This window comes from Brucella haematophila (assembly GCF_005938105.1).
Classification (GTDB): domain Bacteria; phylum Pseudomonadota; class Alphaproteobacteria; order Rhizobiales; family Rhizobiaceae; genus Brucella; species Brucella haematophila.
Genome location: NZ_VCPE01000018.1, coordinates 25,264 through 48,727 on the forward strand (window position 1 = coordinate 25,264; position 23,464 = coordinate 48,727).

The window sequence follows — 23,464 nt, forward strand, 5'->3', positions numbered from 1 at the left end:
GCGGGATCGGTTGCAGTTCCCGGGAAAGCTTGGAATAGACAGGCCGCTTCTGGCTGCAGTGTGACATGACCCGACAGAAATCTCCTGACCATAACGGGTCGCCTGTGTCGCGATTCCGGCTGTTTAATCCGCTTCTTGCGGGTGCGACGCTGCGTGAGCGCGCGATTGCCTGCATTGGGGCGCTGGTTGGCATCGCTCTCACCGGTTTTGTCTCGGGTCTTCTGCTCGGTAACGGTCCGCATCTGCCCTTGATCGTCGCGCCCATCGGCGCATCGGCGGTGCTGCTGTTTGCCGTGCCAAACAGTCCACTCGCACAACCATGGTCGATCATCGGCGGCAATACGATTTCCGCGCTGGTCGGCGTGATTGTCGCTCGCTATGTCAGCGACCCAGCTCTTGCTATCGGGCTTGGCGTTTCGCTTGCAATCGCCGCCATGTCGGTCACGCGCAGTCTGCATCCGCCCGGCGGCGCTGCTGCGCTGACGGCTGTGCTTGGCGGTCAGGCGGTCGCAAGCTGGGGCCTGTGGTTTCCGCTCGTGCCGGTCGGTTTCAATTCCTGTCTGCTGGTGGGGGTGGGCATCCTGTTCCACAAGCTTGCCCGGCGGAAATATCCGCACAATGCGGCTACTGCGCCAGTGAGCCTGCACGAGACCAAGGACTTGCCGCCTTCGGTGCGAACCGGCATTCGGGAAGAGGATATCGATGAAGCGCTGAACACGCTGGATGAGAGCTTCGACATCGACCGCAACGATCTTGGCCGGTTGTTGCGGCAGGTGGAATTGCAGGCATCGATCCGCGCCCACGGCGATCTGACTTGTGCCGACATCATGTCACGCGATGTTATCAGCATTGGTGAAACCGATTCCGGCGATCAGGCCCGCAATTTGCTGTTGCGCCATCGTATCCTGACCTTGCCTGTGACGGGTTCCGATGGGCGTTTGACCGGTATGGTTGGCCTGCGTGAATTGATCCAGCCGGGCGAAAGCCTGAAAGATCATGTGATCCCGGCCATTACGGCTGGGCCGGATGATGCCGCATTGAGCCTGCTTCCAGTTCTGACCGATGGTCTTACCCATGTGGCTGTCATCGTGGACGAGAACAGATTTGTGGTCGGCGTCGTGTCGAAAAGCGATCTTCTCAGCGCCATTGCACGCGTTTTGCCGCAAGCGGCGCTACCTTCCATTCGGGCCGCAGCCTGATATCTGAATAGGGCCAGATGTTCCTGTTTTTAGCTGTTTCCGGCAACGCCTCTCAAGGCTCTGCCGGAAATACGCTATTGAATAAAAAGCAGATTTTGGGCAGGGTCGACTCCCAAGACAATGTCGGTGAGTGAAAATGTCCGTCCAGCGCGTAAGTTTCTATATTCTTCTGGCGCTCGTCACGATCGCCTTCGCCTGGCTGCTTATTCCTTATTACACTGCGGTCCTGTGGGCGGTCATACTCGCTGTCATCTTCTATCCCGTTCAGCAATATCTCGTGCGGCTTCTGCGTGGACGGCGCAATCTTGCAGCCTTTCTGTCGGTGCTGATGTGCATCTGTCTGGTCATTATTCCGGTGCTGATCATTTTCAGCTCGCTGGTTCAGGAAGGAAACTCCCTTTACCAACGGCTGAGCAGCCGCGAATTTGACCTCAACAGCTACATCACCAGCATTCTTTCCGTACTGCCGGATTCGCTGGAAGACTGGCTCAAGCGCTTTGAGCTTGGCAGTTTCGCCGAATGGCGTTCGCGCATTTCAGCGACAATCCTGCAAGGCAGCCAGCTTTTCGCTGGTCGTCTCGTCAGCTTCGGCCAGAACACGCTGCAATTTTTCATCGGCTTCGGCATCATGCTGTATCTGCTGTTTTTCCTGTTCCGCGACGGTGCGGATCTGGGACGCAGAATCCGGCAGGCCATTCCCCTGAGCGACGACTACACACGTCAGTTTCTGGAAAAATTCACCGCTGTTATCCGTGCAACGGTCAAGGGCAACATCATCATCGCGATCATTCAGGGCGCCATCGGTGGCGTTGCCTTCTGGCTGCTGGGGATCGAGGCAGCCCTGTTGTGGGGCGTGATGATGACCTTCTTCTCCATGCTGCCAGCAGTTGGTGCGGCGCTTGTCTGGGTGCCTGCCGCCGTGTGGTTCTTTGTCAGCGGTGACTGGGGCAAGGGCGTCATTCTCGTCCTGATCGGAACGCTGGTCATCGGTCTCGTGGATAATCTGCTGCGCCCGCCGCTGGTCGGCAAGGGCACACGTATGCCGGACTATGTGGTGCTGATCTCGACGGTTGGCGGCATTTCGCTGGTCGGCATCAACGGCTTCGTTATCGGGCCGTTGATTGCGGCCATGTTCATTGCCGCATGGTCACTGCTTGCTGAAGAGCAGAAAGACAAGCCCATTGCCGCCGACAGTCCGAAACCGTCGGCGGTAAAGGCTAGACGCTCGAAATAATCAAGGATCAGGCGACTTTGAGCGTTTCCACTGGCAGGCCGGTATCGGTCATCTTGTTGTCGATACCGTTTTCGTCGAGGAACTGCTTCATCTCCGCATAGGTTTCAAACCATGCGCGGTTATATTTGTCGAACAGCGACTGATCCCAGTAATCTTCCAGACGGAACGGCTTGTCGCTGAAAACGTCATAGCTTGGAATCTTGTAGGTCTCGGCAAATTCGGCCGTGCGACTGTCATAGGTGAAATAGATCGACGGCACGCCATTGGCGAGCGCCATCAGATTGCCGTGCAGGCGATAACCAAGCACAAGCTGTTGCTGGCGCACGAGGTTTTCGTAATCGGCCACAACATCGGAATAGAACATCTTGTTCCGGTAGAGATTTTCGATTTCATCGTCGAAATACCAATCGGCGGTCCAGCGATGCGCCTTCAGAGCGGCGATGGCCTCTTCCTTCTGTTCGGGTGTGCCGAATACCATCTTTTTCTCATCGATCTCGCCTTGGGCCATCAGCGTGACGTCGAAGCGCCGCGCCATTGTCTTGATGAGGTCGCGGTGACGGGTGAGATATTGCTCAATGTCCTGTGCATAGGCAGGTGAAACCTCGCGGCGTACGGTGACGCCAACCTTCTCTACGCTGTCGAGCGGCGGCAGCTTGATGCGCAAATGCTGGTTGTTGCGGCGGAAAGCCGTGGGGCAGCCGATGATGCGCACATTGCGAATACCGATATCGTTCAGCACCTGCGCCGTATAAGCGCCACGCACGCCAATAGAGACCGTCGAATCCGCGATGATGCGTAGTACGGCCTTGGTTTCTTCGGAGAGTTCCAGCGCGCCCTTGGAGGGGGCCTGCGCGCCGATGCCAAACGCGATGACCGGCAGCTTCAAACGTTGCAGGACGGCAATGCTCTCGCGCCAGTTCATGTCCTTGTTCACATAGTTCGACCCGCGCAGAATGACATAATCATATTCCTCGCGTAGCTGATCGATCTTTTCCGGCGAATAAGCGGTTATGGGAAGCTCGGACGCCTTTTCATAGTTCATCAGCTTGAGTGATGACTCGAACACAAAAGCATCGCCGATATTGTGATAGTGATTGATGCTACCCTGCACGTCGGTGTGACGGTACCAGCGCACATTGTCGTGGTCATACACTTCTCCAGCGGGAATCATCACGAGGGCGCGGGCCATTCGGTTTTCCTTTGGTAAGAGCATTTCCAGCAAAAGTGTAAAACGGTTTTGCGTTCGGAAATGCGTAAGATCATGATTCCAAGCAAGCCAGGCTCAGCTTGCCTGAGAGAGGACAGTTTCACTCACTGCCGGCTTCGGTTTGCGAGGCTTCGCCTCACGCAATCGGTTATAAAGGTCGAGATGCTCTTTGGCGCAATCAACATAGTGTACAGGACGACGGATAGAATTGTGAAGTCGGTCCCATATGCTAGGCTCGCTTAGAACCTCGGTGAAACGGTCTGCGAGATCTTCGGCGCTGCGGACGCGAAAATGCAGGCCGTCTTCGCCATCGCGAATTTTCTCGGCCATGCCGCCAATATTGGAGCAGATCACCGGGCGGCGGTGATGCAAGGCTTCCTGAATGACGATGGGTGAGTTTTCCCACCAGATCGACGGCATCACCACCCAGTCGACCGACTGCATGAGACGCGGCATTTCCGCATTCTGGTAAGCGCCATAAAAACGCACGCGGGGACCGGCCTCTTCGATCAGCTTCTGCATCCGCTCCTGAAAGGCAGGCGGCTGCTTCTCCAGATTGCCGCCAAAGATCATCAGGCGGGAATCTTCGCCCCATACCTGTTCCGGAACACGCGATACCGCGTCCACCAGTACGTCGATGCCCTTGAACGGATTGATCTGGCCGAAAAAGGCGAAGCGGCTGCGGCGCGGGTTCGGGCCGGTCAATTCGCGCGGTGGCGTAACCTCGCGGATGGCGATGCCGTTCTCGATCACAGCCATCTTGTCGGGGCTCAGGCCCCATTCGTGATAGCGGTTTGCCAGAAACTGGCTCGGCGAGATGAAGGCGTCGGCCAGTTCCAGCATTCCCCGTACAAAGCGCTCACGCTTGAGGAACCGCGCTGGCGGAACCTGCGGAAAGCAGGCGTGGCAATCAATGGGCGAGGCCTCGTTGCAAAGCTTCGAGGTTCCGGCTTTTACCATCTGGCCGTCATTGTTGCAGATGGACAGGAATTCGTGGAACGTGACCAGAATGATGCGATCCGGCAAGGTCTCGCGGATTGCATAAAGCGTTTCCAGTCCCAGTCCCATCACATGATGGAAATGAACGATATCCGGATCAAAATCGCGTACGAAGCGCAAAAGATCGCGACGGATTTCGTCCGTGTTCTTGTTCGACAGGTAGAAGTGATCATATTCGTCGGCGTGAAACAGGATTTCGTCGCTGGCGCGGCGCATGCTCATCAATGCCGTTGTGCCGTGGCGCGGTATCGGGTGTCCGGCGCGGGCCAGATAGACCGATTGCACGCCGGGAATGGCGTTTAGCCCCTTGTGCAGGTTATAGGATGCGATTTCACCTCCGCCCAGCGAGATCGACGGGTGGGCGTGCGAGATGACCAGAACGCGGAGTTTGTCGCTCATGCGGGTTCCTCAATCTGTGCGCTGCGCCTGCCAGCAAGAATATTCGACCAGCGTGCATCAAAGACCTGACGGTCGATCCGCTCGATCAATGCGATGGTTGATGCTCTGTCGGTGACGGACACATCGTCGGAACCGAGCATCTGTGCCGATGGCAGCCAATAGGAGCGCAAGCCGGACTGTTTCAGTTTCAAGCCAAGGTCCAGCCCTTTTTCGTGCGTGCCAAGATAACCGCGGGTGAAGCCGCCAACCGAAAACAGGGCGCTACGGGGCAGAATGCAGCATTCGAAGGTCGCCGTGGCGACTTCTGTGAGTGACATGCCGGAAACTGAATCCATTGGATAACCGGCATAGCGGCTGATGAGGGCTCGATCTGATTGCGGCCCTGCAACCCAGGTTCCGGCCCAGCGTATGGAATCGTCTTCGTAAACGAGTGTTGGCGAAAGAACGCAGTCGTGATGTGCGTCGTAGGCCGTGACGAGCTTGTTCAGCCATCCGGCACGTCGCGGCAAAAGCGAGCCTGCCAGAAACACCACCTTGTCGGTTGTGACGGCGCGCGCGCCAACTTCCAGCGCATCGTAAAGGTCTTCCGAACCGCTTGCCGAAACAAGGCGGATGCGCAGGCGATAGAAGTCGGCGAGCCTTCGAACCTGTACCCCGATACGGTCGATGATTTCCGTTGCTGCCGCCACGACAATCGGCGCGATGCGGGTTTCCGGATCGAGTGCGAGCAGGGCCAGCAGAGGCTCTATCTCTTCTACCCGTTCATCGACACCGATGATGATCGCCAGATTGGCGGCGTGGTTTACCGCATCTTCGAACGGGCCCAGATCAACGACGCCGAACACTTCCGGCGCCGGACGGCTGACGCCGCTCAGCAGGGGAACAAGCTGTTGATCGACAATGTGGCGCAGCGCCCAGGCATTGGGGTCCGTCGCACGTATCTGCCGGACAATCGCATCGCGTGATGTCACACGGGTCGGCGTCAGTGGATGAAAGGCGCGGCGTCCATCGCTGATGGCAAGCTCGATATAGAAGGGTGACGTGCTGTCGCCTGCAAGTTCGGGCGCAAAGGCCACGAAACCATGCGCATGACGATTGGGGTCGAGACCGGCATTGAAGGGCGGCTGGTTGTCGAACTCGCGGGTGACATCCGGCCGGTCATAGCGGGTCCATGTGCTGTCGACCTGTATCTCGCCGCGGTGGCGGCGCAGCTTGACGCTTTCCACATGGCTGTCGGGATCGAGCAGCCAACCAGAAACCAGAATGCCGCTGCCCTCGACGCGAAACACATTGTCGATGCCAAGCCTTACCGGGAAGGGCAGGCCAGAGACGGTCTCACCGCCGTCGAAGCGATTGGCGGCAGAGCGCAACCGCAGCAGAATATCCGTCGAACTGCGCACGCGCGGCAGGATGGCGCGAATATGCCCCGGCGTCTCGCGCGATCCGGCCAGCAGCCTGCGATCATAGACTTCCGTGAAGCGCCAGCCGCGTCGTCCGCGAAATAGCAGGCGTTCGATATCGTTCGGTTCAACCGGTTCGTTGGCAAGCAGCAAACCGGCAAAACCCGACGCCTGATCGTTGAGATCAGGGCGCGCGAAAACGCTGACTGAACATTCTGCCAGCGACGAGTTTTTACCGCTGATGAGAAGTCGCGTGACGGCGGGCGTCAGATCCTGCGCCCAGCCCTGAACGAAGATTTCGCCTTCGTCGCTGCCCCCAATCAGCTCGATGCAGCCATCGGAGCGCGCGCCGACCTGCAACAGAACCGTAATTGCGGCAAGCTTCTTGCGCCCGATCGGACCGGAAATCAGCCCTTCCACCAGTTCATCAATGACGGTTGGCAGGCTTGGTCCGGCAAGATCGCCGATCATGGCGACGAAATCGGCGACAGGTGCAGCGCGGGAAGCAAAATTGTAACGCGCGACCTTTGCCTTGTGCTGGAACATCACGGTCTTGAGGATACCCCGGCGCAGAACGCCGGTTGGCACAATGGCCACGAAGCCATGAGTGCCAGCGGGAGACGGCTCTTTCAGCGGCCAGGTGACGAGGTTCACCTTGACGCTCAGCGCTGGATCGCCATTCAGAAAAGCCGTGACCTGATCGCCGCTCGCATTGCCGATGCCGAGCACGAGCAGAAGCGTTTCCTCAATCACGCAGCCGACGACCATCTCGCCTTCCATCATCATGGGCGGGCGTTCCGACGGTCGGGCCGGTTTTGCTACCGGTTGCTGCGTGGCGGATCTTTCGTCTTGCGTCATGGGTTTCCCCTCAGCGCATCACGAAAAGCGTCAGGATGGCGCCGGCGACGAACCCTGCCATAACGTACATCAGCATGAACAACATTTTCACGTCGCCACCGGTGCGTTTGCGCACGTCGTCCATGCGCTTTTCAAGCCCGGCAACAACACCATCCATGCGCATGATATGCACGTCGAGTTCAGTCATGCGCTGATGCAGATCGGTGCGCAAGCTATCCACGGATGCGGTTATGTCTGCCATTTCGGCAGGCGCAGCGTTGCCGGAACTATCCAGTACCGGAGCCACACGTTGCAGCGAACGCTGGTTGACCTGTAACTGGCGCTGCGCAGCCATCAACATGTCGAGCTTGTCGAGAATGCGTGTCATCGGCGCTGCAATCAGCGCTTCTGCGGCCTGTTCGTCTGGTTTCGGCACACGGAGTTTCTGCTCATTGCCTGCCGCATTGGCTGCAACGACAACAAGTTCACCGGCGCGAGCGGCGGCGAATTGCGGCAGCATCACTTCGAAAGCGTGCAAGCCGTCGCCGATGCCGTTGCGCTTCAGGTCGGGACGTTCCTTGTCCGCCGGTGCTTCCGCGATGGGCTTGTCATCAAGAAGAACGCGGATCAAAAGCCGTTCGGTGGGTGCTCCGGGATCGAACGCCCAGCCGTACAGGCGGCCTTCTTCAATGGCGTCAACGCGTCCTTTCATGGCTTCTGTCCTCTGAGGTGCGGCGGATGCAGCCTGTGCTGCTGCCGGTTTTGCTGCCCCTTCGGTTGGAACTTTGGTCGCGATGTTCATGATCTACCTCTTATGCTGCCTCGACGCAGGCCGTTCGTAATGTCCCGATCAGATCGAGATACCGCGATGCCGTCATGTCGATGGTGTCCGGATGGCGTGCATTGTCGCTGAGTGACTGACGCAGCTCCGGGTTTTCCGCCATACGGCGCATGGCTTCCGCCAGCGCCTGCGGATCATTGGGCGGAACGGTCAGGCCGTTTACGCCGTCCGTAATCATTTCAGCCATGCCGCCGATATTGGAACAGATGACCGGGCAATCCTGTCCCTGTGCTTCCTGAATGACGAGGGGCGCATTTTCCCACCAGATCGATGGCATGATGGCGCAATCGACGGTGCGGATCAGTTGCGCGATATCCTCGCGCCGATACGCTCCACGCCTTTGCACGAAAGGGGCTGTTTCAGTGAAAAGCTGGTCGATTTCGGTGACAAAGCTCTCGCTTTGAAAGGGTGCCGCGCCATGCACGCGCAATTCGAAGTCGAAACCTTCATTGATTAGCTGTTGCGCCGCCCGGAGCAGAACAGTCGCGCCCTTCCATGGGTTCAGATTGCCGAAATAGCCGAACACAGGCTTGTTTCGTTCGCGACGCGGGGTGTCGATCGAAGGGCGTTCAGGCTGACCGTTCGGAATGACACTGATCAGCTCTTCCGACAGACCCCAGTCAACATAACGCTGTTTCAGGAACTCACTCGGAGACACGAAGGCGTCAACCGCGCTCAGCAATGACTTGATGTGGCGCTCACGCAGCACGAATTTGTCGAGCGCTATGTCCTTGAAGCAGGCATGGCAGCGATCCGGGCTGGCGCCGTAGCAAAGTTCCTTGCCGGTTGTGCGCACCATCAGTCCATCGTGGTGGCAGATCGGGTAATAGTCGTGCAATGTCAGAACGATACGGCAATCCGGCAATGTGCGACGGACAATATGCGGAAATTCCGCACCGAGCAGCAGAAGGTGGTGAAGATGCACCACATCCGGGCGGAAATCCTTCAGCAGTTCCACAATGTCTGGCACAATGCCGTAGAGGTCGACCTGGCTCATGTTGAAACGGTCGAAATGACCAGACCAGAGCAGGATTTCGTCGCCGCCATTGCCAATGCTCTGAAAGCTCGTTCCCGGCCGTTCCTGACGGTGAACCTTGTTGGTGGCTCCGAGAAACAATGCTTCGCAACCGGCGCGCTGATAGGCGCGGAACAGGTCATGGGCGAAGATTTCCGTCCCGCCGGGATGCAGCGAGGGGTGATTATGGGCAGCGACGAGCACGCGTTGGGCCATCAGGCAGCGCCTCCACGTGTCGCAATGAACAGATCCTGATAATGGTCGGATGCGATTCCGCGCCAGTGGCCGAATGACTTCAGTTCCAGTGTCAGGCCGACACCCGCCAATGCGCGATCCAGAAAGCCGTTTTCGAATCCGACGGCGGCGAGTGGTGGCAGCTCCGGCACATACCAGCACGGGCCTGCACCGCTGCGTTCGAAACTGAGACGCGGGTCGCGTTTGCCATGGCGGTCACGTGCGGCGATGTCATCGACGACAAAAGCCGTCATGAACAGTTTGCCGCCCGGCGCCAGCACACGGGCAATTTCCCGCAGATAGACTTTGACTTCGTCAGCGGCGAGATGCGTCACCACCGACGTCATGATGACAAAATCGACACTCTTGTCTGGAAACGGCAGAACGAGGTGATGCCCATCGACAGCGCCACGCGGATTATAGAGCGCATGGGCTATATCGATGTGCTGAAACTGGAAGTTCGGATAAAGCGCGCTGATGTGCTGGCGGCACCAGTTCGTGCCACCCGCCACCGGGTCGATGCCCGCATAACGACCCTTGGCGGGGTCGAGATATTGCGTCAGCGGCACGGCCATGCGTCCGATGCCTGATCCGATATCGAGAACGCGCGCATCGGGCTTGAGTCCGCCTTTGCGGATAAAATGGCCAAGAAACTCTGCACCGACGGCCCGGAAATCACCATCGCCCACAAACACGCTGTTGGGATCGGGTGAGGGCAGGAAGCGGTTCTTCAAGACGGCGCGTGTCAGCCAGCCGATTTGTTCTTCGGGAATTGGAAGTTTGGTTTCAGGCTGTTTCAGCGCTACCACGTCGGTCAAGCGACGCTCCTTTCATATTTGGCTACGATCACATTGGACGACGACGCGGTCTGCGTGTCGTCTTCTGGCGGAGCCATCAGGTCGGTGATGTCTTCGTCCCAGCGCTGGGTGTGCATCCAGGAGTTATATTGGCTGGCGAGGCCACGCATATAATCAGCGCTGCGGCGGATTGAACGGCGCTCGAAATGATACAGCGCGACGGCAGGGTCGTAGTAAACCTGAAAGCCAAGCTGGCGAATTTTCAGACAGAGATCACTGTCTTCATAGTCACCGATCACATAGTCTTCAGTATATCCGCCCACGAGATCGAAGATATCCTTGCGGGTTATAAGGCAAGCGCCAGTAACGCCGGGAACATCGCGTCCGACAAGGGCAGGCGCATAGCTGCCGGGCATGCCCTTGTAGTAATGATGGTTGAGCCATACGCCGTGGCGGTCACGGGCAAAATAGAGGCCTGCGTGCTGAAGCGAGCCGTCTTCAAACAGAAGTCTGGGGCCGATAGCGCCAAGCCGCTTGTTGTCGAAGAGCGGTTGCAGCAATTCTTGCAGCCAACCATGCTTTTCCGGCACGACGTCGGAATTCAGCATCACAATGGCCGTACCCGTTGCCACGCTCGCACCCGCATTGCAGGCGCGGGCATAACCGCCATTGCGGTTCATGATGACAAGGCGAAACGGCAGGTCATGCAAGATATGCAGGCCGCCCAGCATATGCTCCGTATCGTCGTGTATTTCCGGCGAATCGAGAACGAAAATGAGTTCTGCATTGCCGACGATCCAGGGATCGGTTGCCAGTGATGAAAACTGGAAGCGCAAGAAATCCAGATTGCGATAAAGCGGGATGACGATCGACGCGACCGGGTTGGCGGGCGTGGTGCCGAAATCCTTGGTTTCCGCAATGCGCACGGTCGCGCCCAGCTTCTTTTCCACTTCGGTCAGCGCGGGAGCGAGAATGGTCTCGAACACTTTCGGGCGTGCGTGCTGCGGCGGCACGGCACGCAAGATGCGCTTACGCTGCTCCGCCGGTTCGAACGGCTGCGGGGCAGGGACCAAAGGCGCGGTTGCGCCGGATGTGAGCCGCATCTGGAAACGCGGTTGCAGAAGAGGACCTAGGTTCTTGGCTGCGGGAAGCCACGCGACAAATCCTGTCACATCGGCCTGTGGCGCATCTTCGCGCTTGGCGATCTTGCCAGGGAATTTGTGAAAATGGGCTTTCAGCGAAATTGCGCTGCCATTGGCCGGTAGATATTCGATATCGCCCAGCATCGCGGACGGATCATGGTACCATCCGCCGACGATCAGCCCGTTATCCAGTGCAAGTGCGAGGTCGATTTCCGCCGCCGGGTTATGGCTTGCGGATTGTGTGATCTGGCGTACTGGAAGAGGTGAACGGCTTTGCAGGTCGATGGCTACAGCCGGGCCGCTTTGGCCAAGCTTGGCGAGTTGACTGACCAGAAATTCACGCAGATCGGCATTGCCCTGCCATTTCGTCCACCATTTGCCGAAATCCATCGGCTCCGACGGGCTATCGGACAATTTACGGATCGCAACACCCTTCTGCCCGGTCAGGACGAACAGAAACGATGAGGGCAAATCCTGCGGAGATTCAACCAGAAGATGGCAAGGCTGCCATGCCTTGTGCGACTGCTGGCCGACCGTGAAGCGTGGAGGGATAACGATGACGCTTCCATTGCTGACGCCATAGATGGCTGAAATTTCGCCCAGCATCGGATCGACAGCAGTCTCCAGCAGATGATGCCCGGCAACTGGCTGGCCGCAGTTCTGGATTTCGCGCGGCTCTGGCGTCAGCGCCAATGTGATGTCGCGAACCAGCGCTGCAAAAGTCTGATTGCGCGACAGGCGGAACGCGCTGCGCCATGTGGTCAAAATGGTCGAGAGCAGCTTGATGTGCCCCGGCAGGGTCAGCTCTGACAGCATGCGCTCGCTATCAAAGGATGCAAGCTCGTTGGCTGGATAGAGAATGGACTGAACCGTGGGGCCGAGGGAACCGGCAGAAAGCGCAAATTCAACGGGTTCGTTGCCCGTGCGCATGGCCCAGAACATACGCGTGCCGCCGTTTTCCAGCGGAATACCGACACTCAGCAGCGGTACCGGCTGGACGGGCATTTCAAGCGCACATTTGGTCGACTGGCGCGCCGGGCTTGGAATGTCCCAGGCGATCACAGCGACGTCGGCGCAAAGGCGGCAGATTGAGAGATTTTCGGGTTTGCTTTCCCGGATATCGCGCGTTCCGATATCGCTTGCCCCGGAGCCGCTTGCAATTTCCGCCGAATGGTCGAGGTTCAATGCGAATACCCTTTCATTCTTGTCGGATGCAGGAAAATCAACGAGGAGCCCGCATTCTGATCCGAAAACTGGCAGTCACTTTTCGGAATACGCTTCAAAATCAAAAGCGTGCCCGGCGGGAGGCTGCCGGGCACGCCATTATTGGTTCAATCAGTGAACAGTGAAGTACTGGTCAGGATGTGACTGAATGTCGTCAGCACTGGTGTTCACGAGGGTAACGGTGTCGCCATTGCCGAGATCGACAACGACATTGCCACCAACCTGCGTGACGCGATCGGCAAGATCGTCCGCGGACGAAATGTCGAGGCCATTGATGCCCTTCTGAATCTGAAGGATGTCCTCGCCAGGATTGAAGTCGAGGATGACGTCGTTTCCGCCGCCACCGTTGAACAGGAACGTGTCGCTCCCGTTACCACCAATCAGCACGTCGTCGCCGGCACCGCCATCGAGGATGTCGTTACCATTGCCGCCGAACAGAATGTCATTGTGAGCGCCGCCATAAAGCAGGTCATTGCCGTTGCCGCCCTGGAGAATGTCATCTCCATTGCCGCCATACAGCACGTCGCTGCCATTGCCGCCGCTCAGAATGTCATTTCCTTCATTACCGTAAAGAATGTCATTGCCATTCTCGCCGAACAGGACGTCATTGCCCGTGCCGCCGAAAAGAATGTCGCTGCCATTCCCACCGAAGATGGTGTCATTGCCATCCCCTCCGAAGACGAGATCATCACCGCCATGGGCACGGATGAAATCGTCAAAGCGGGAGCCGAACAACACGTCGTCGTAGGCGCCGCCTTCTAGAGTGGCCATCTGCTTCTCCTTGTGTTCCGTTGGGTTTCACAAGCCGGAATGCTCCGACCATTATGCTCGTAGTAGTCTGATACGTATCTTGGATAAATACAACATTGGAAAATGGTATAATTATAAGAATAGCGTGTAACAATTTATTACGAAAAATTTATATTCTGATTTTGTGAACTTCTTTTGAAATTACTTTTGTATCAATAATAATTTATATTTGGATTATATTTAAGCGCAAATTGCTTCAAAATTTGAAACGTCACGAAATTGTCAAGAAAACGCCTATTTTTCAAAGCGATGACGCCACGCATCGTTTCCAATGCGCGGCGCTTCAAAAATGCGGAAAACTGATCTTTCTTTAGGGTATACTGCGAAATACCGTTCTTCGGCGAATGAAGGCCCGGGTTTGAATCCGCTCCGCGCGAGATTCAGTCAGGGACGGAACCCAAGCAATTCCATTCTGGAACAACTTGCTTGCAGGTCGCTCGAAACTTCGGGCGGTCAAGTTTTAGTCTTCGCGGAAAGCGCGGTTGAGGCTGTCGGTGATCGGTGAAACGATATAGTCGATTGCGCGGCGCGTTTTATGCACGATGATGACTTCCGCAGGCATGCCCGGATACATGCGGGCTGTTGGGTTGGCAGCAAGCGAATCCGGATTGATTTCGGCACGGGCTACGAAATAGGCCGTGTTGGTCTTGTCATCGATGGTCTGGTCGGCGGCGATATAGGTCAGCTTGCCGTCGAAAGGCGCCATTGAGCGCTGATTATAGGCGGTCAGCTTGATCTGCGCATTCGACCCAACTGCGACACTGTCGATATCGTTGGGGCTGACTTTCATTTCCACCACAAGCGGTTCGTTTTCAGGAACGATGTCCATGATCGCTTCGGCGGGGGAGATGACACCACCCGGCGTACGCAGGCGAATATTGGCGACGATGCCTTCCTGCGGAGCGAGCACCTCAACGCGGCGCATCACATCCTTTGCGGCGATGATCTGTTCTTCTGCGTCGGAAAGTTCGACCTGGCTGGTGGTGATTTCACCGGCAATTTCCGATTGCAGGTCGCTCTCAATACCGGACAGGGCGAATTCTGCGCCCGCCTTGGCCTGCTCGGCCTTGGCCTTGTCGCCAGTATATTCGCCACGATCACCCGCAAGCTGGCTTAGCCGGGTCTCGATTTCGGTCAGCTTGGATTTCTGAGCAAAACCTTTCTCGACAAGGCTGGCGATGGCTTTGCGTTGCTCTTCGATCAGTGCGATCTGGCGGTCGGTCGCGGCGATCTGTGCCGTCGAAGCCTTGGCCTGCTCGGTATATTGCTCGATGGTCTTCTGCTGAATGTCGATCTTGCTTCGCTTTTGCGTCTGTCGCTTCTCGAAGAAGATCTGCTCGGCGCGGATGGCATTTGTTGCGTTCTCGCCGCCTTCCTCGAATTTATCCGGGAAGGTGATTTGGTGTTCGCCAGCCTGTTCCGCTCTTAGACGCGCCAGTTTGGCGATCAGACCGATCCGGCGGCTTTCGAGCGATTGCAGCTGCGAGCGCGCCTTGGTTGCATCGAGACGGAGAAGCGGTTGGCCGACCTTGACCAGATCACCTTCCTGAACCAGCAGCCGGTCGAGGATGCCGCCTTCCAGATGGCTGATGGTCTTGCGCTTCGAATCGACGATGACGGTTCCATTGGCAACGGCAGCGCTGCCAAGTTCGGCGGAATAGGCCCAGGCGAAGAAGCCGCCAAAGGCAACGCCGATGGTGGCCAGCCCGGCGATGATCAGGCGGCGCAGCGGAGACTGGTTGTCTTCGCGCTCCAGATCATAAGCCCATTCTGGTTTGACGCTGCCGAAGCGGGTGAGCGCCTTGTGGTCGGATGATTCTGCACGTGGTGCGAGCAGATTCGAAACGCGGCGGGGAATGACGGATTTTCCGGTCATGAGTTCACGGCTCCTGCCTGCGGATTATTGTTGCCGGGCGTCAGCGACGCCACAACGTCGGTGCGCGGACCGAATTGTGTGATGCGGCCGTTTTCAAGCACCAGCAGCTTGTCGGCAACCTGCATGATAGTCGGACGATGTGCGATCATGATGACGATGGCGCCATCATCACGGGCGTGTTCGATGGCGCGCATCAGGGCGCGTTCGCCGATGGCGTCGAGATTGGAATTGGGTTCGTCGAGTACGATCAGGCGCGGACGATTATAGAGACAGCGCGCAAGGCCGATGCGCTGGCGCTGGCCGCCAGAAAGCGTTAGTCGTCCGTCGCCGACCGGTGTGTCGTAACCGAGCGGCATGCGCCCGATCATTTCATGCACGTCGGCAAGACGGGCAGCTTCCAGCACGCGGTGCGGATCGCTGTCGCCCATGCGCGCAATGTTGTCCTTGATGGTGCCGTCCAGCAGTGAGACCGACTGCGGCAGATAGCCCGCGATTTCGCCAAACGAGCCGCGCTCCCAGAGATAGACATTGTTGCCGTCGAGGAAAACGCCGCCTGAGGTGGGCTTGACGATGCCGATCAACAGACGCGCAAGCGTGGATTTACCGGCCGCCGATGGGCCGACAACGCCGAGCACTTCACCGGGCGAAATCGAAAACGAAATGCCCTTGATAATCGGGACTTCCACGCCGGGAGCAGCATAGATCAGCTTGTCGATAACAAGATCGCCATTGGGGCGCGGGGTCGGCATCGTCTGGCGCACTGCGAGGTTTTCAGACAGCAGCGACTGAACACGTTTCCAGCTCGCTATCGCGCTGACCCATTGACGCCAGTTCTCGACAATGCGGTCGAATGGCATCAGCAGGCGACCGATGATGATGCTGGTCGCGATCATCGCGCCGGGGGAGATTTCCTGCTGCATGGCAAGCAGAGTACCGATGCCGAGCGAGGCAATCTGGATGATGAAACGCGCCGTGCGCGCAATAGACGACAGTGCTTTGACGCGGGTGCCGCCAAGGTCGAGAACCTCGAGTGCCTGCATTTGCACGGTGCGCCAGCGGCGGGCGAGGGCAGGCAGCATGCCCATGGCTTCGATGACTTCGGCATGGCGCAGACTGCTGCCGATTTTCGTCACCGCTTCGATATTGGCCTGATTGGCCTCCTGAATGAGATTGCGGGTCAGGAGGTCGGTCAACAGGCCGCAGGCGACCAGAATGACGACCGCAACGACGCCGATAACACCAAGCATCGGATGCAGCAGAAACAGCACGCCGAGAAAGATTGGCGACCATGCCGCATCAAGCGGCGCGTTGATGGCGGGTGAGGTCAGAAAGCCGCGTAGTTCTGTGAGATCACGCAGGGTCTGCGTCGCCTTTGGCAGCCCCTGATCGACCGAGGCCTGAACGGCGGCGGTCAACACGGCCAGGTTGAGGCGGCGCACCAGCGCGGTACCCATGGCTTGAAATGATAGCGCCCGGATGAACTCCAGAACGCCGAAAACGATCATCGCGCCGACCGCGAGAATCGTCAGCATGGTCAGCGTGTCGAGACTGCGGCTGTTCAGGACGCGGTCATGAACCTGCAACATGTAGAGCGGTACGGTCAGTTGTAGCAAATTGATACAGGCACTCAAAAGCACCGCATAAAGCAGCCCCGACAGGAAAACGCGCCGGGCCCTGTAAATTAGGCTTTTGGGCGAAACTCCCGCTTCATCGGTGGCTTTTTTGCCGACGGAGCTCTTGCCATTTAGGTTCTTTTGGCCAGTATCGTTCATACGCGGTCTGCCTTGGTATGGTCACAGGTCGTGGATATCCCTAAAGAGAGTCACCCATCTATCAGTATTATTCAAGTAATACCGCTTAGAATGTGACGGAAAAAAGTTATTACGGCGGGGAAATGCGAAAGGAGACAAGAAAATCTAATTGAAAATTTCTTCAAAATTTGAAGTAAAATTGAAAATGGAGAGTAAAAGATGCAAAAACTTCTGCACGAGGGAGTGGAAGTCGAAACATCAATTGACGGATACTCATCCGTTGATTTTCCTGAAGTAACCGCCGAGAAACAGGAACGCAGAAACCCGGTGCATACAGTCGTAGTTACTCATTTCGAACTGGCCCGGATGATTGAACGAGTGAACCGCCGCTTTGTGAGCCTCCTGAAGACGGAGCTGACCAAGTTGGGGGTAGAGGACATTGGCCCGGCACAGACGCTTGTTCTGATGGCGATCGGCGATGTCGAGCTCACTGTGGGTGAACTACTGGATCGCGGGCACTATGTCGGGTCCAACATTTCCTATTATTTAAAACAGCTTACCGATGGCGGTTATGTTGATCGTGTTGCCTCTCAGCGAGACAAGCGGTCTGCACGCATTCGTCTGACAGACAAGGGCGAACGCCTTTGCCTGAATCTGAGAAACGCCAGCAGGGACTATCATCATATCCTTGCTCGCGATGACGATGATCTTAGAAATCTCGAAATCGCATACCAGACTTTACACAGACTGGAATTGCTGTGGGGCAACGCCGCACGGTATGGCATTTGATGTTGATCGACGAATACCGACCAAAAAACCTACACGTTTTGTGACATGCATATAGCTTTTGTGCACAGACGTGGATTTGGTCAGTTCGCTGCTTTGGCCGGGCATCTGGCTGAAAGCGGACATGATGTAAGCCTGATTTGCGAGACGGTGGACCGTCGCCTCCCTGCGGTCCGCGTCATTCGCCACAGAGTTGAATCTGGTCCTCGCACCGATGGTGCGATGGCCAGATATCTCGAGGTTCCGGATCATCATACCCGGATCGGTTACCGTGTCGCCGAAACGCTTGAATCGATGGCGCGGCACGGTCAGCCGCCGGACATAGTCATAGGTCATATCGGCTGGGGCAGCATGATGTTCGTCAAGGACGTGCTGCCCTCGACGCCGGCGCTTGGCTATTGCGAATTTTTCTATCGGGCGCATGGTGCGGATGTCGGCTTTGCGCCCGATGACAAGCCTGATGTTGAGATGCGTAAAAGGCTGCGGCTTAGAAATATGGCCCAGCTCGTAACGCTCGAAGGCATGGATGGCGGTTTCAGCCCAACACACTGGCAGAAGAGCCTTTATCCGAAGGCGGTGCAGAATCGCATCGCGGTCGTTCATGAAGGCGTCGATACCAAGGTTTTCTATCCAGACCGTCACGCATCTTTGCAGCTGCCGGATGGTCGTGTTCTGAAAGCCGGAGAATCGCGCGTGATCACCTTTGTGGCGCGCGATCTCGAACCCTATCGGGGCTTTCCGCAAGCGCTGGAAGCGGCGGCGAAAGTTATTCGTCAGAACAAGGATGCGATCTTTGTCTTCGTCGGCGGAGACGGCGTCAGCTATGGCACGCCTCCACCTGGTGGCGGCTCCTGGCGAGACCATCTTTTGCGCAATCACGAGCTGCCACCCGACAGGGTGGTTTTTCTAGGCTCCATCCCACATGCGGATTTGCGCAAGCTTTACCAGATCTCGACGGCGCATATCTATCTGACCTATCCGTTCGTGCTGTCATGGTCGGTGATCGAGGCAATGGCGTGTGGCGCGCTGATCATCGGGTCCGACACGCCGCCGGTGCGCGAGGTGATCCGCGCCGGTCAGAACGGCCTGCTTGTTCCATTTTATGACACGGACGTGCTGGCTCAAACGGTGCTGGACGTTCTCGCCGACCCCGATGCCTGCCTCCAGATGCGGGCGGCAGCGCGGCGAACCATCGAAAATCGCTTCCGGTTGTCGGAATGTTTACGTCAGCAAAAAACGTTGATCGATGCAGTATTGAATGTCCGATGAGCGGTATGTGGCGACAATCGGGCATTCAAGTGCCTGTATTATAATATAATAGCCCGCAATTCTGCGTGTTTACGAGGTATAGTGAATATATCTGCATATTGTTTCAAATTTTGAATTAAACCATTTTCAATTATTCGCAATATTATCATATAGTTGACGCTATATCACTGTTGACAATACATGGTCTGTATTTTCTCATTGTACTTGTAGGCCGAACCTCCCAATCGGCCATCAGACAATGGACGATTATGTTGAGCACACCACTTCCTGCGATCTCGGGGCGGAAGAACCGCCGCTATGCCATTGCTTCGATGCGTGATCGTGAAGCGCTGGAAGCGACTTCTCTGGGCGACGTGACTGCTTTCGTTGAAGGCGACGGCAAGCGTCTGCGTCTGGCGAATACATTTCCGCTCATTGCGGTTGCCGCTTCCGATGAAGGCGCACACGAACTGAACACGGTCCTGCAGCAGCTTTATCGCATGCGCACCATACCGGAAGTACCGGTCGTGCGCGTCGATGAGGCCGGGCCGGAAACCGTGCCCATGCTGGTGACCCAGTTGCTGGAAAGCAGTCTGGACCGCCTTGTCGGGCATGTCAGCAAGGTGCATGCGGAACTTGCCATGCTGCGCCGCGAACGCGAAACAATGTTCGAAAATTATCGCGCCATCGAAGACGCCTTTCATGCGCGCAACTGGGATTCGTCGACCGAGATATTCAGTCACGCGCCTCTGGTGGATCCGAAGGATGAAGGCTTTGCGCGCCTGCTACGCGAATCTGAAATCGAGCAGCTTTTTCCGGTTTCGAGCTATGCCGTGTCCGGCTTCGCGCTGCATTTCCGCGATCTGCCCGCCAACCGCAATGGTCAGTTGATTGTCACGCTGGATTATCTCGAAAACGGCGAGGGCATTGCCGAATGGCTGGTGCCCTATGGCACACTGCATTCGGAGTGGAACTTCTTTTCGCTCCCGAAAGCCTGTGACGGCAGCCATCGCACCTTGCGGCTGCGTATTTCGGCGACGGGCGGCGTTCCGCCGGAATTGTCGCTGGGCAATGTGATCGCCAATGAGCGCTACGCTGCGCGTGCCCGCATTCCGCATGCCGATCTCGACATGCGCCCGCTGGCGCTGAGAATCTTCACCGGCCTGCCGGGCGTGCGCCCGGCATCGCTGCCGAATGCCATTGTGCCGACCTCGATGATCAACGGTCGGAAGGTGGACGATTATCGTCTGCCGATCGAGCTGCTGCGCAACGTCACCAATGTGTCGGTAACGCCGCTCACGCCGGATTTCCCGACGGTTCGTTTTCTGGAACATGAAGACGCCATCGGTTGCCACCCGCTGGAAGAGGGTATCACCGCCGCTGCGATCCGCCGCGTGGTTGCGCCGGGAACCGTGCGGATTTCCGCCCGGGCTGTGATCGACCATCCGGAAGGTCAGCCCTGCGCGGTCGGTCTGCTGCTCGTCAATCTGGCGTCAGATGCGCAGGAAGAAATTGGCGCGCTGACTGCCATGGATAGGCGACGCTCGCAGGTTCTGTTCAGCGGCTGGTCGGAAGTGGCGCCCAATCGCCCCATCGACATCAACTTCATGCTCGAAGAGCCAATCGACCGCACGATGGATCTGGTCGTGTTGAGCCGGGCCGCCGGAGGGTCTGTCGATTTCTCCTGGTTGAAGGTGTTCAACTTCCGCCTCGTCAAACATGTCGAAACCAGTCCCGTCCAAGAGGTACTGAAAGAGGCCGCGAATGTACGATAGATCGAAGGATTTGATCGTTGTCGCCATGCCGCTCTACGGACATGCGGCGCTGGCGCTTGAGGCGCTGGAATCGATCCTCGCTTCGCAAACCGTGTTCCGCACGCAGATCGTGGTGTCGGTGGACGGTGATCCACGACGCGAAGTGTTCGACAGTCTGGCGCTCTATTCCGCAGCACATCCGAATATCCATGTGATCTTCGGCGAAAACGCAGGGCCGGGCGGGGCGCGTAACCGTGCTGTCGAATACATTCTCGAAGAGATGCCGGACGTCAAGGCGGTCTACTTTGTTGATGCCGACAACCGTGTGCAGCCGCACACCATCGATACGCTTTATCGCAAGCTGCTCGCGTCGGATGCGGGTTGGGTCTACACGAATATCGATACCTTCTCGGTCAACTGGCGCGCCCACTATGGCGACAGTTATTCGCGGCTCATCCACTGCATCACGGATAATATCTGCGATACGGGATCGATGATTTCTGCGGATGTATTCCGCAGTGGTGTTCGCTTCGATGATGACCGCCAGAACGGTTTTGAAGACTGGGAATTCTGGCTTTCAGCGATTGAAGCTGGCTTTGTCGGAACGCCATGCCATGACACTGGCTTCGAATATCGTCTGCGGGCGGAAAGTCGTTTCAAGGAGGCCAATCGTGACCGTTCCGGTTCGATCAACTTCCTGCGCAAGCGACATAAGGCGCTGTTTCGCCGCCCGACATTGGTCGGTTTCGAACACGAGGAATGCCCGCGCTATGGCGTCATTCGTGCGGGCGAAGGTACGGTCAGTTTCTTCACTGATCCGAGCCTTGGCGCGACTGATCTCAAGTTTGACGATGCGATCCGGGCCTTCTGGGGCAGTGTGTCGGAACCCGATAATTTCCACTTCCCCCCATTTCTTGCCTCGTCCAACACAGAGACTCTCAAACTGCTGACGCGTTCGCGTCTGTTCCCGAATATTTTGTCGCGATTGGAGAAGCTCGCCGAGCAGGCCAACATCGTTTTCGTGGAACTGACGAATGTTGAAAACGAACGGCGTATCGATACCGAAATCATGCCGTCCGGGACGCGACAACCGTACGCCGATCTGATTTTCGTTTCGACCCGGTTGATCCGGGAAATCATTGAGAACGATGCGTTGAACTGGTTCGCATCGCTGGGCACGCAGCAATTGTGGCCCACATCGGCACGCATGAAAGTGCGCTTTCCGTTCCCGCGGGTCCGCCAGCGTCGCGCCTTGTCGCGGCCGGAGCAATCCATGCTCAATCTGGTCACGTCGATTGCCACAAGCCCGCTGAAGCAGAGCGCGGCCATGCGCTGGACGTGGCGTCCGCGCCGCTTGCCCGCTTTGTCGGAAATGTATCAGGTGCTGCGCGATGAGATTGGCGGTGGGCCGGTCCTGCCGCTCGCACATAATCCCGCGAAGAAAAAGACCGCGGCGGTTCTGGTGCCGAATGCATCGTTCGGCGGTGCGGAAAAGGTGGCCTATGCGGCAGGTCGTGAACTGAAGAATCAGGGTTTTGAAACCCATCTTTTCGTTCTCGGCAATGAACGCATGGATGTGCTGGACGAGTTCGACCAGGCCTTCGATTATCTCCACTTCTGGAAGGATGGCATTCCGGCCTGGGGCGATACGAATCGCTTTCTGGGGCAGGATTTCATCACCGAGGATCACCCGCTCGACTGGAGCATTTTGCGTGGTCAGCTTTCGGGCTTCGATTTGGTCGTGAACAACCACGTCATGGCAGCGCATCCGCTGATGGGCAAGCTGCGATCCGAGGGAACGCGCACGGCCTGTTATCTCCATGTGGTGGACGAAACCGTCTTCCGCCGTCAGGCCGGGCAGCCTTATGCGGCCATCGCCTTTGAACATGCCTATGATGCGTTTCTGACCTGTTCGGATCAGTTGAAAATCTACCTGCACAGTTTTGGCGTACCGTTCGAGAAAGTCTTCTCGGTGCCAAATGGCGCGAGCTTCTCCATTGATGCGAAGCAGCGTGCGCAGGTGACGGCTGCCCGCAAGGAAGGCCGAAAAGGCCGACCAATGCGCATCCTCTATATGGGCCGCCTCGACCGCCAGAAAGGCATCGACCGGCTGCATGACGCGATCATGAAGCTCAGAGAGCAGGGTATCTCCTTCGACGCGCAGGCGATTGGCGGGGAGATTCTCTCTGATGATCCAAGCGCATCCTGGTTGACGAAGCTGCAAGAGGCGGGTGTCCGTGTGTCGCCGCCGGTCTTCGACGGCAAGGACATCGCGAACCATCTTGCCTGGGCCGATGTGCTTTTGATGCCTTCTCGTTGGGAAGGTGCGCCATTGATGATTGCCGAAGCGCAGCAGCTTGGCTGTGTGCCGGTGGCAACAGCGGTTGGTGCGGTTGATGAACTCATCAATCATGGCCGCGACGGCATCCTGATCCGCAATGGCAATGATGCGCAGATCGTTGCCGATATGACGCGCATCCTGACCATTCTTGCGCAGGACAATGACGCGCTGATGCGCACGGCTGAAGGCGCTCTTGCCTCGGCAGCGCACCGCACATGGAGCGCAGCGTTTTCCGACTTCACGGATTGGGCCAATGAAATCAGCCCTGTCTATCCGAAATCCCGGTCTTCCCAGCCGGACGTTGCAGACGATGCCAGCGCGATTGCCGTTCTCCCCGGCCGCGCAGTTGCCTGATTATACCAGAAAGGTC

At 57.3% G+C, this 23,464-nt stretch carries 16 protein-coding genes; 6 read left to right on the plus strand and 10 right to left on the minus strand.

All coding sequences use genetic code 11. The features are described from left to right. Positions 1-65: 65 nt before the first annotated feature. Both FGI60_RS21380 and FGI60_RS21385 read left to right on the plus strand, forming a co-directional pair. Positions 66-1,199 (plus strand): HPP family protein, encoded by a 1,134-nt coding sequence (locus FGI60_RS21380; protein WP_138786889.1) that lies wholly within the window; start codon positions 66-68, stop codon positions 1,197-1,199. A gap of 136 nt (positions 1,200-1,335) precedes the next feature. Next, the gene (locus FGI60_RS21385) at positions 1,336-2,433 is read left to right on the plus strand and encodes an AI-2E family transporter (protein WP_138786890.1); all 1,098 of its coding nucleotides are present in this window, start codon (positions 1,336-1,338) and stop codon (positions 2,431-2,433) included. Between the two features lie 7 nt (positions 2,434-2,440). Here FGI60_RS21385 and FGI60_RS21390 read toward each other — a convergent pair whose 3' ends face one another. The 10 genes from FGI60_RS21390 to FGI60_RS21435 all read right to left on the minus strand — a co-directional run bounded on the left by FGI60_RS21390 (position 2,441) and on the right by FGI60_RS21435 (position 16,986). Then, positions 2,441-3,622 carry a polysaccharide pyruvyl transferase family protein gene (locus tag FGI60_RS21390; RefSeq protein ID WP_138786891.1) on the minus strand — a complete coding sequence of 394 codons (1,182 nt, stop codon included), beginning with the start codon at positions 3,620-3,622 and terminating at the stop codon, positions 2,441-2,443. Positions 3,623-3,715: 93 nt separating this feature from the next. Next, positions 3,716-5,038: a glycosyltransferase family 4 protein gene (locus FGI60_RS21395; protein ID WP_138786892.1), complete on the minus strand. Its 1,323-nt coding sequence runs from the start codon at positions 5,036-5,038 to the stop codon at positions 3,716-3,718. Next, positions 5,035-7,296 carry a glycosyltransferase family 2 protein gene (locus FGI60_RS21400; RefSeq protein ID WP_138786893.1) on the minus strand — a complete coding sequence of 754 codons (2,262 nt, stop codon included), beginning with the start codon at positions 7,294-7,296 and terminating at the stop codon, positions 5,035-5,037. The genes FGI60_RS21395 and FGI60_RS21400 overlap by 4 nt, the downstream gene beginning before the upstream one ends. Before the next feature lie 10 nt (positions 7,297-7,306). Next, a complete protein-coding gene (locus tag FGI60_RS21405; RefSeq protein WP_138786894.1) occupies positions 7,307-8,077 on the minus strand; it encodes a hypothetical protein in 771 nt (256 codons plus the stop codon). A 10-nt stretch (positions 8,078-8,087) separates the two neighbouring features. After that, positions 8,088-9,347 carry a glycosyltransferase family 4 protein gene (locus tag FGI60_RS21410; protein WP_138786895.1) on the minus strand — a complete coding sequence of 420 codons (1,260 nt, stop codon included), beginning with the start codon at positions 9,345-9,347 and terminating at the stop codon, positions 8,088-8,090. Continuing rightward, positions 9,347-10,183 carry a class I SAM-dependent methyltransferase gene (locus tag FGI60_RS21415; RefSeq protein ID WP_138786896.1) on the minus strand — a complete coding sequence of 279 codons (837 nt, stop codon included), beginning with the start codon at positions 10,181-10,183 and terminating at the stop codon, positions 9,347-9,349. Before FGI60_RS21415 ends, FGI60_RS21410 begins: the two co-directional genes overlap by 1 nt. Beyond that, positions 10,180-12,489 (minus strand): glycosyltransferase family 2 protein, encoded by a 2,310-nt coding sequence (locus tag FGI60_RS21420; RefSeq protein WP_235889889.1) that lies wholly within the window; start codon positions 12,487-12,489, stop codon positions 10,180-10,182. The genes FGI60_RS21415 and FGI60_RS21420 overlap by 4 nt, the downstream gene beginning before the upstream one ends. Positions 12,490-12,639: 150 nt before the next feature. Continuing rightward, on the minus strand, positions 12,640-13,299 hold the full coding sequence (locus tag FGI60_RS21425) for a calcium-binding protein (RefSeq protein WP_138786897.1): 660 nt from the start codon (positions 13,297-13,299) through the stop codon (positions 12,640-12,642). A gap of 499 nt (positions 13,300-13,798) precedes the next feature. Next, entirely contained in the window at positions 13,799-15,214 is a 1,416-nt protein-coding gene (locus FGI60_RS21430; protein ID WP_138786898.1) for an HlyD family type I secretion periplasmic adaptor subunit, read from the minus strand. Continuing rightward, the gene (locus FGI60_RS21435) at positions 15,211-16,986 is read right to left on the minus strand and encodes a type I secretion system permease/ATPase (RefSeq protein WP_138786899.1); all 1,776 of its coding nucleotides are present in this window, start codon (positions 16,984-16,986) and stop codon (positions 15,211-15,213) included. Before FGI60_RS21435 ends, FGI60_RS21430 begins: the two co-directional genes overlap by 4 nt. 198 nt (positions 16,987-17,184) lie before the next feature. Between FGI60_RS21435 and FGI60_RS21440 the strand changes: the two genes are divergently transcribed. From FGI60_RS21440 to FGI60_RS21455, 4 genes are all read left to right on the plus strand, one after another. Then, complete coding sequence (locus tag FGI60_RS21440) at positions 17,185-17,754, plus strand: MarR family winged helix-turn-helix transcriptional regulator (RefSeq protein ID WP_078337044.1); 570 nt, start codon at positions 17,185-17,187, stop codon at positions 17,752-17,754. A 45-nt stretch (positions 17,755-17,799) separates the two neighbouring features. Continuing rightward, positions 17,800-19,020 carry a glycosyltransferase family 4 protein gene (locus FGI60_RS21445; RefSeq protein ID WP_138786900.1) on the plus strand — a complete coding sequence of 407 codons (1,221 nt, stop codon included), beginning with the start codon at positions 17,800-17,802 and terminating at the stop codon, positions 19,018-19,020. A gap of 248 nt (positions 19,021-19,268) precedes the next feature. Continuing rightward, on the plus strand, positions 19,269-20,774 hold the full coding sequence (locus FGI60_RS21450) for a DUF6212 domain-containing protein (RefSeq protein ID WP_138786901.1): 1,506 nt from the start codon (positions 19,269-19,271) through the stop codon (positions 20,772-20,774). Continuing rightward, positions 20,764-23,448 (plus strand): glycosyltransferase, encoded by a 2,685-nt coding sequence (locus tag FGI60_RS21455; RefSeq protein WP_138786902.1) that lies wholly within the window; start codon positions 20,764-20,766, stop codon positions 23,446-23,448. The genes FGI60_RS21450 and FGI60_RS21455 overlap by 11 nt, the downstream gene beginning before the upstream one ends. The last annotated feature ends 16 nt before the right edge of the window (positions 23,449-23,464 follow it).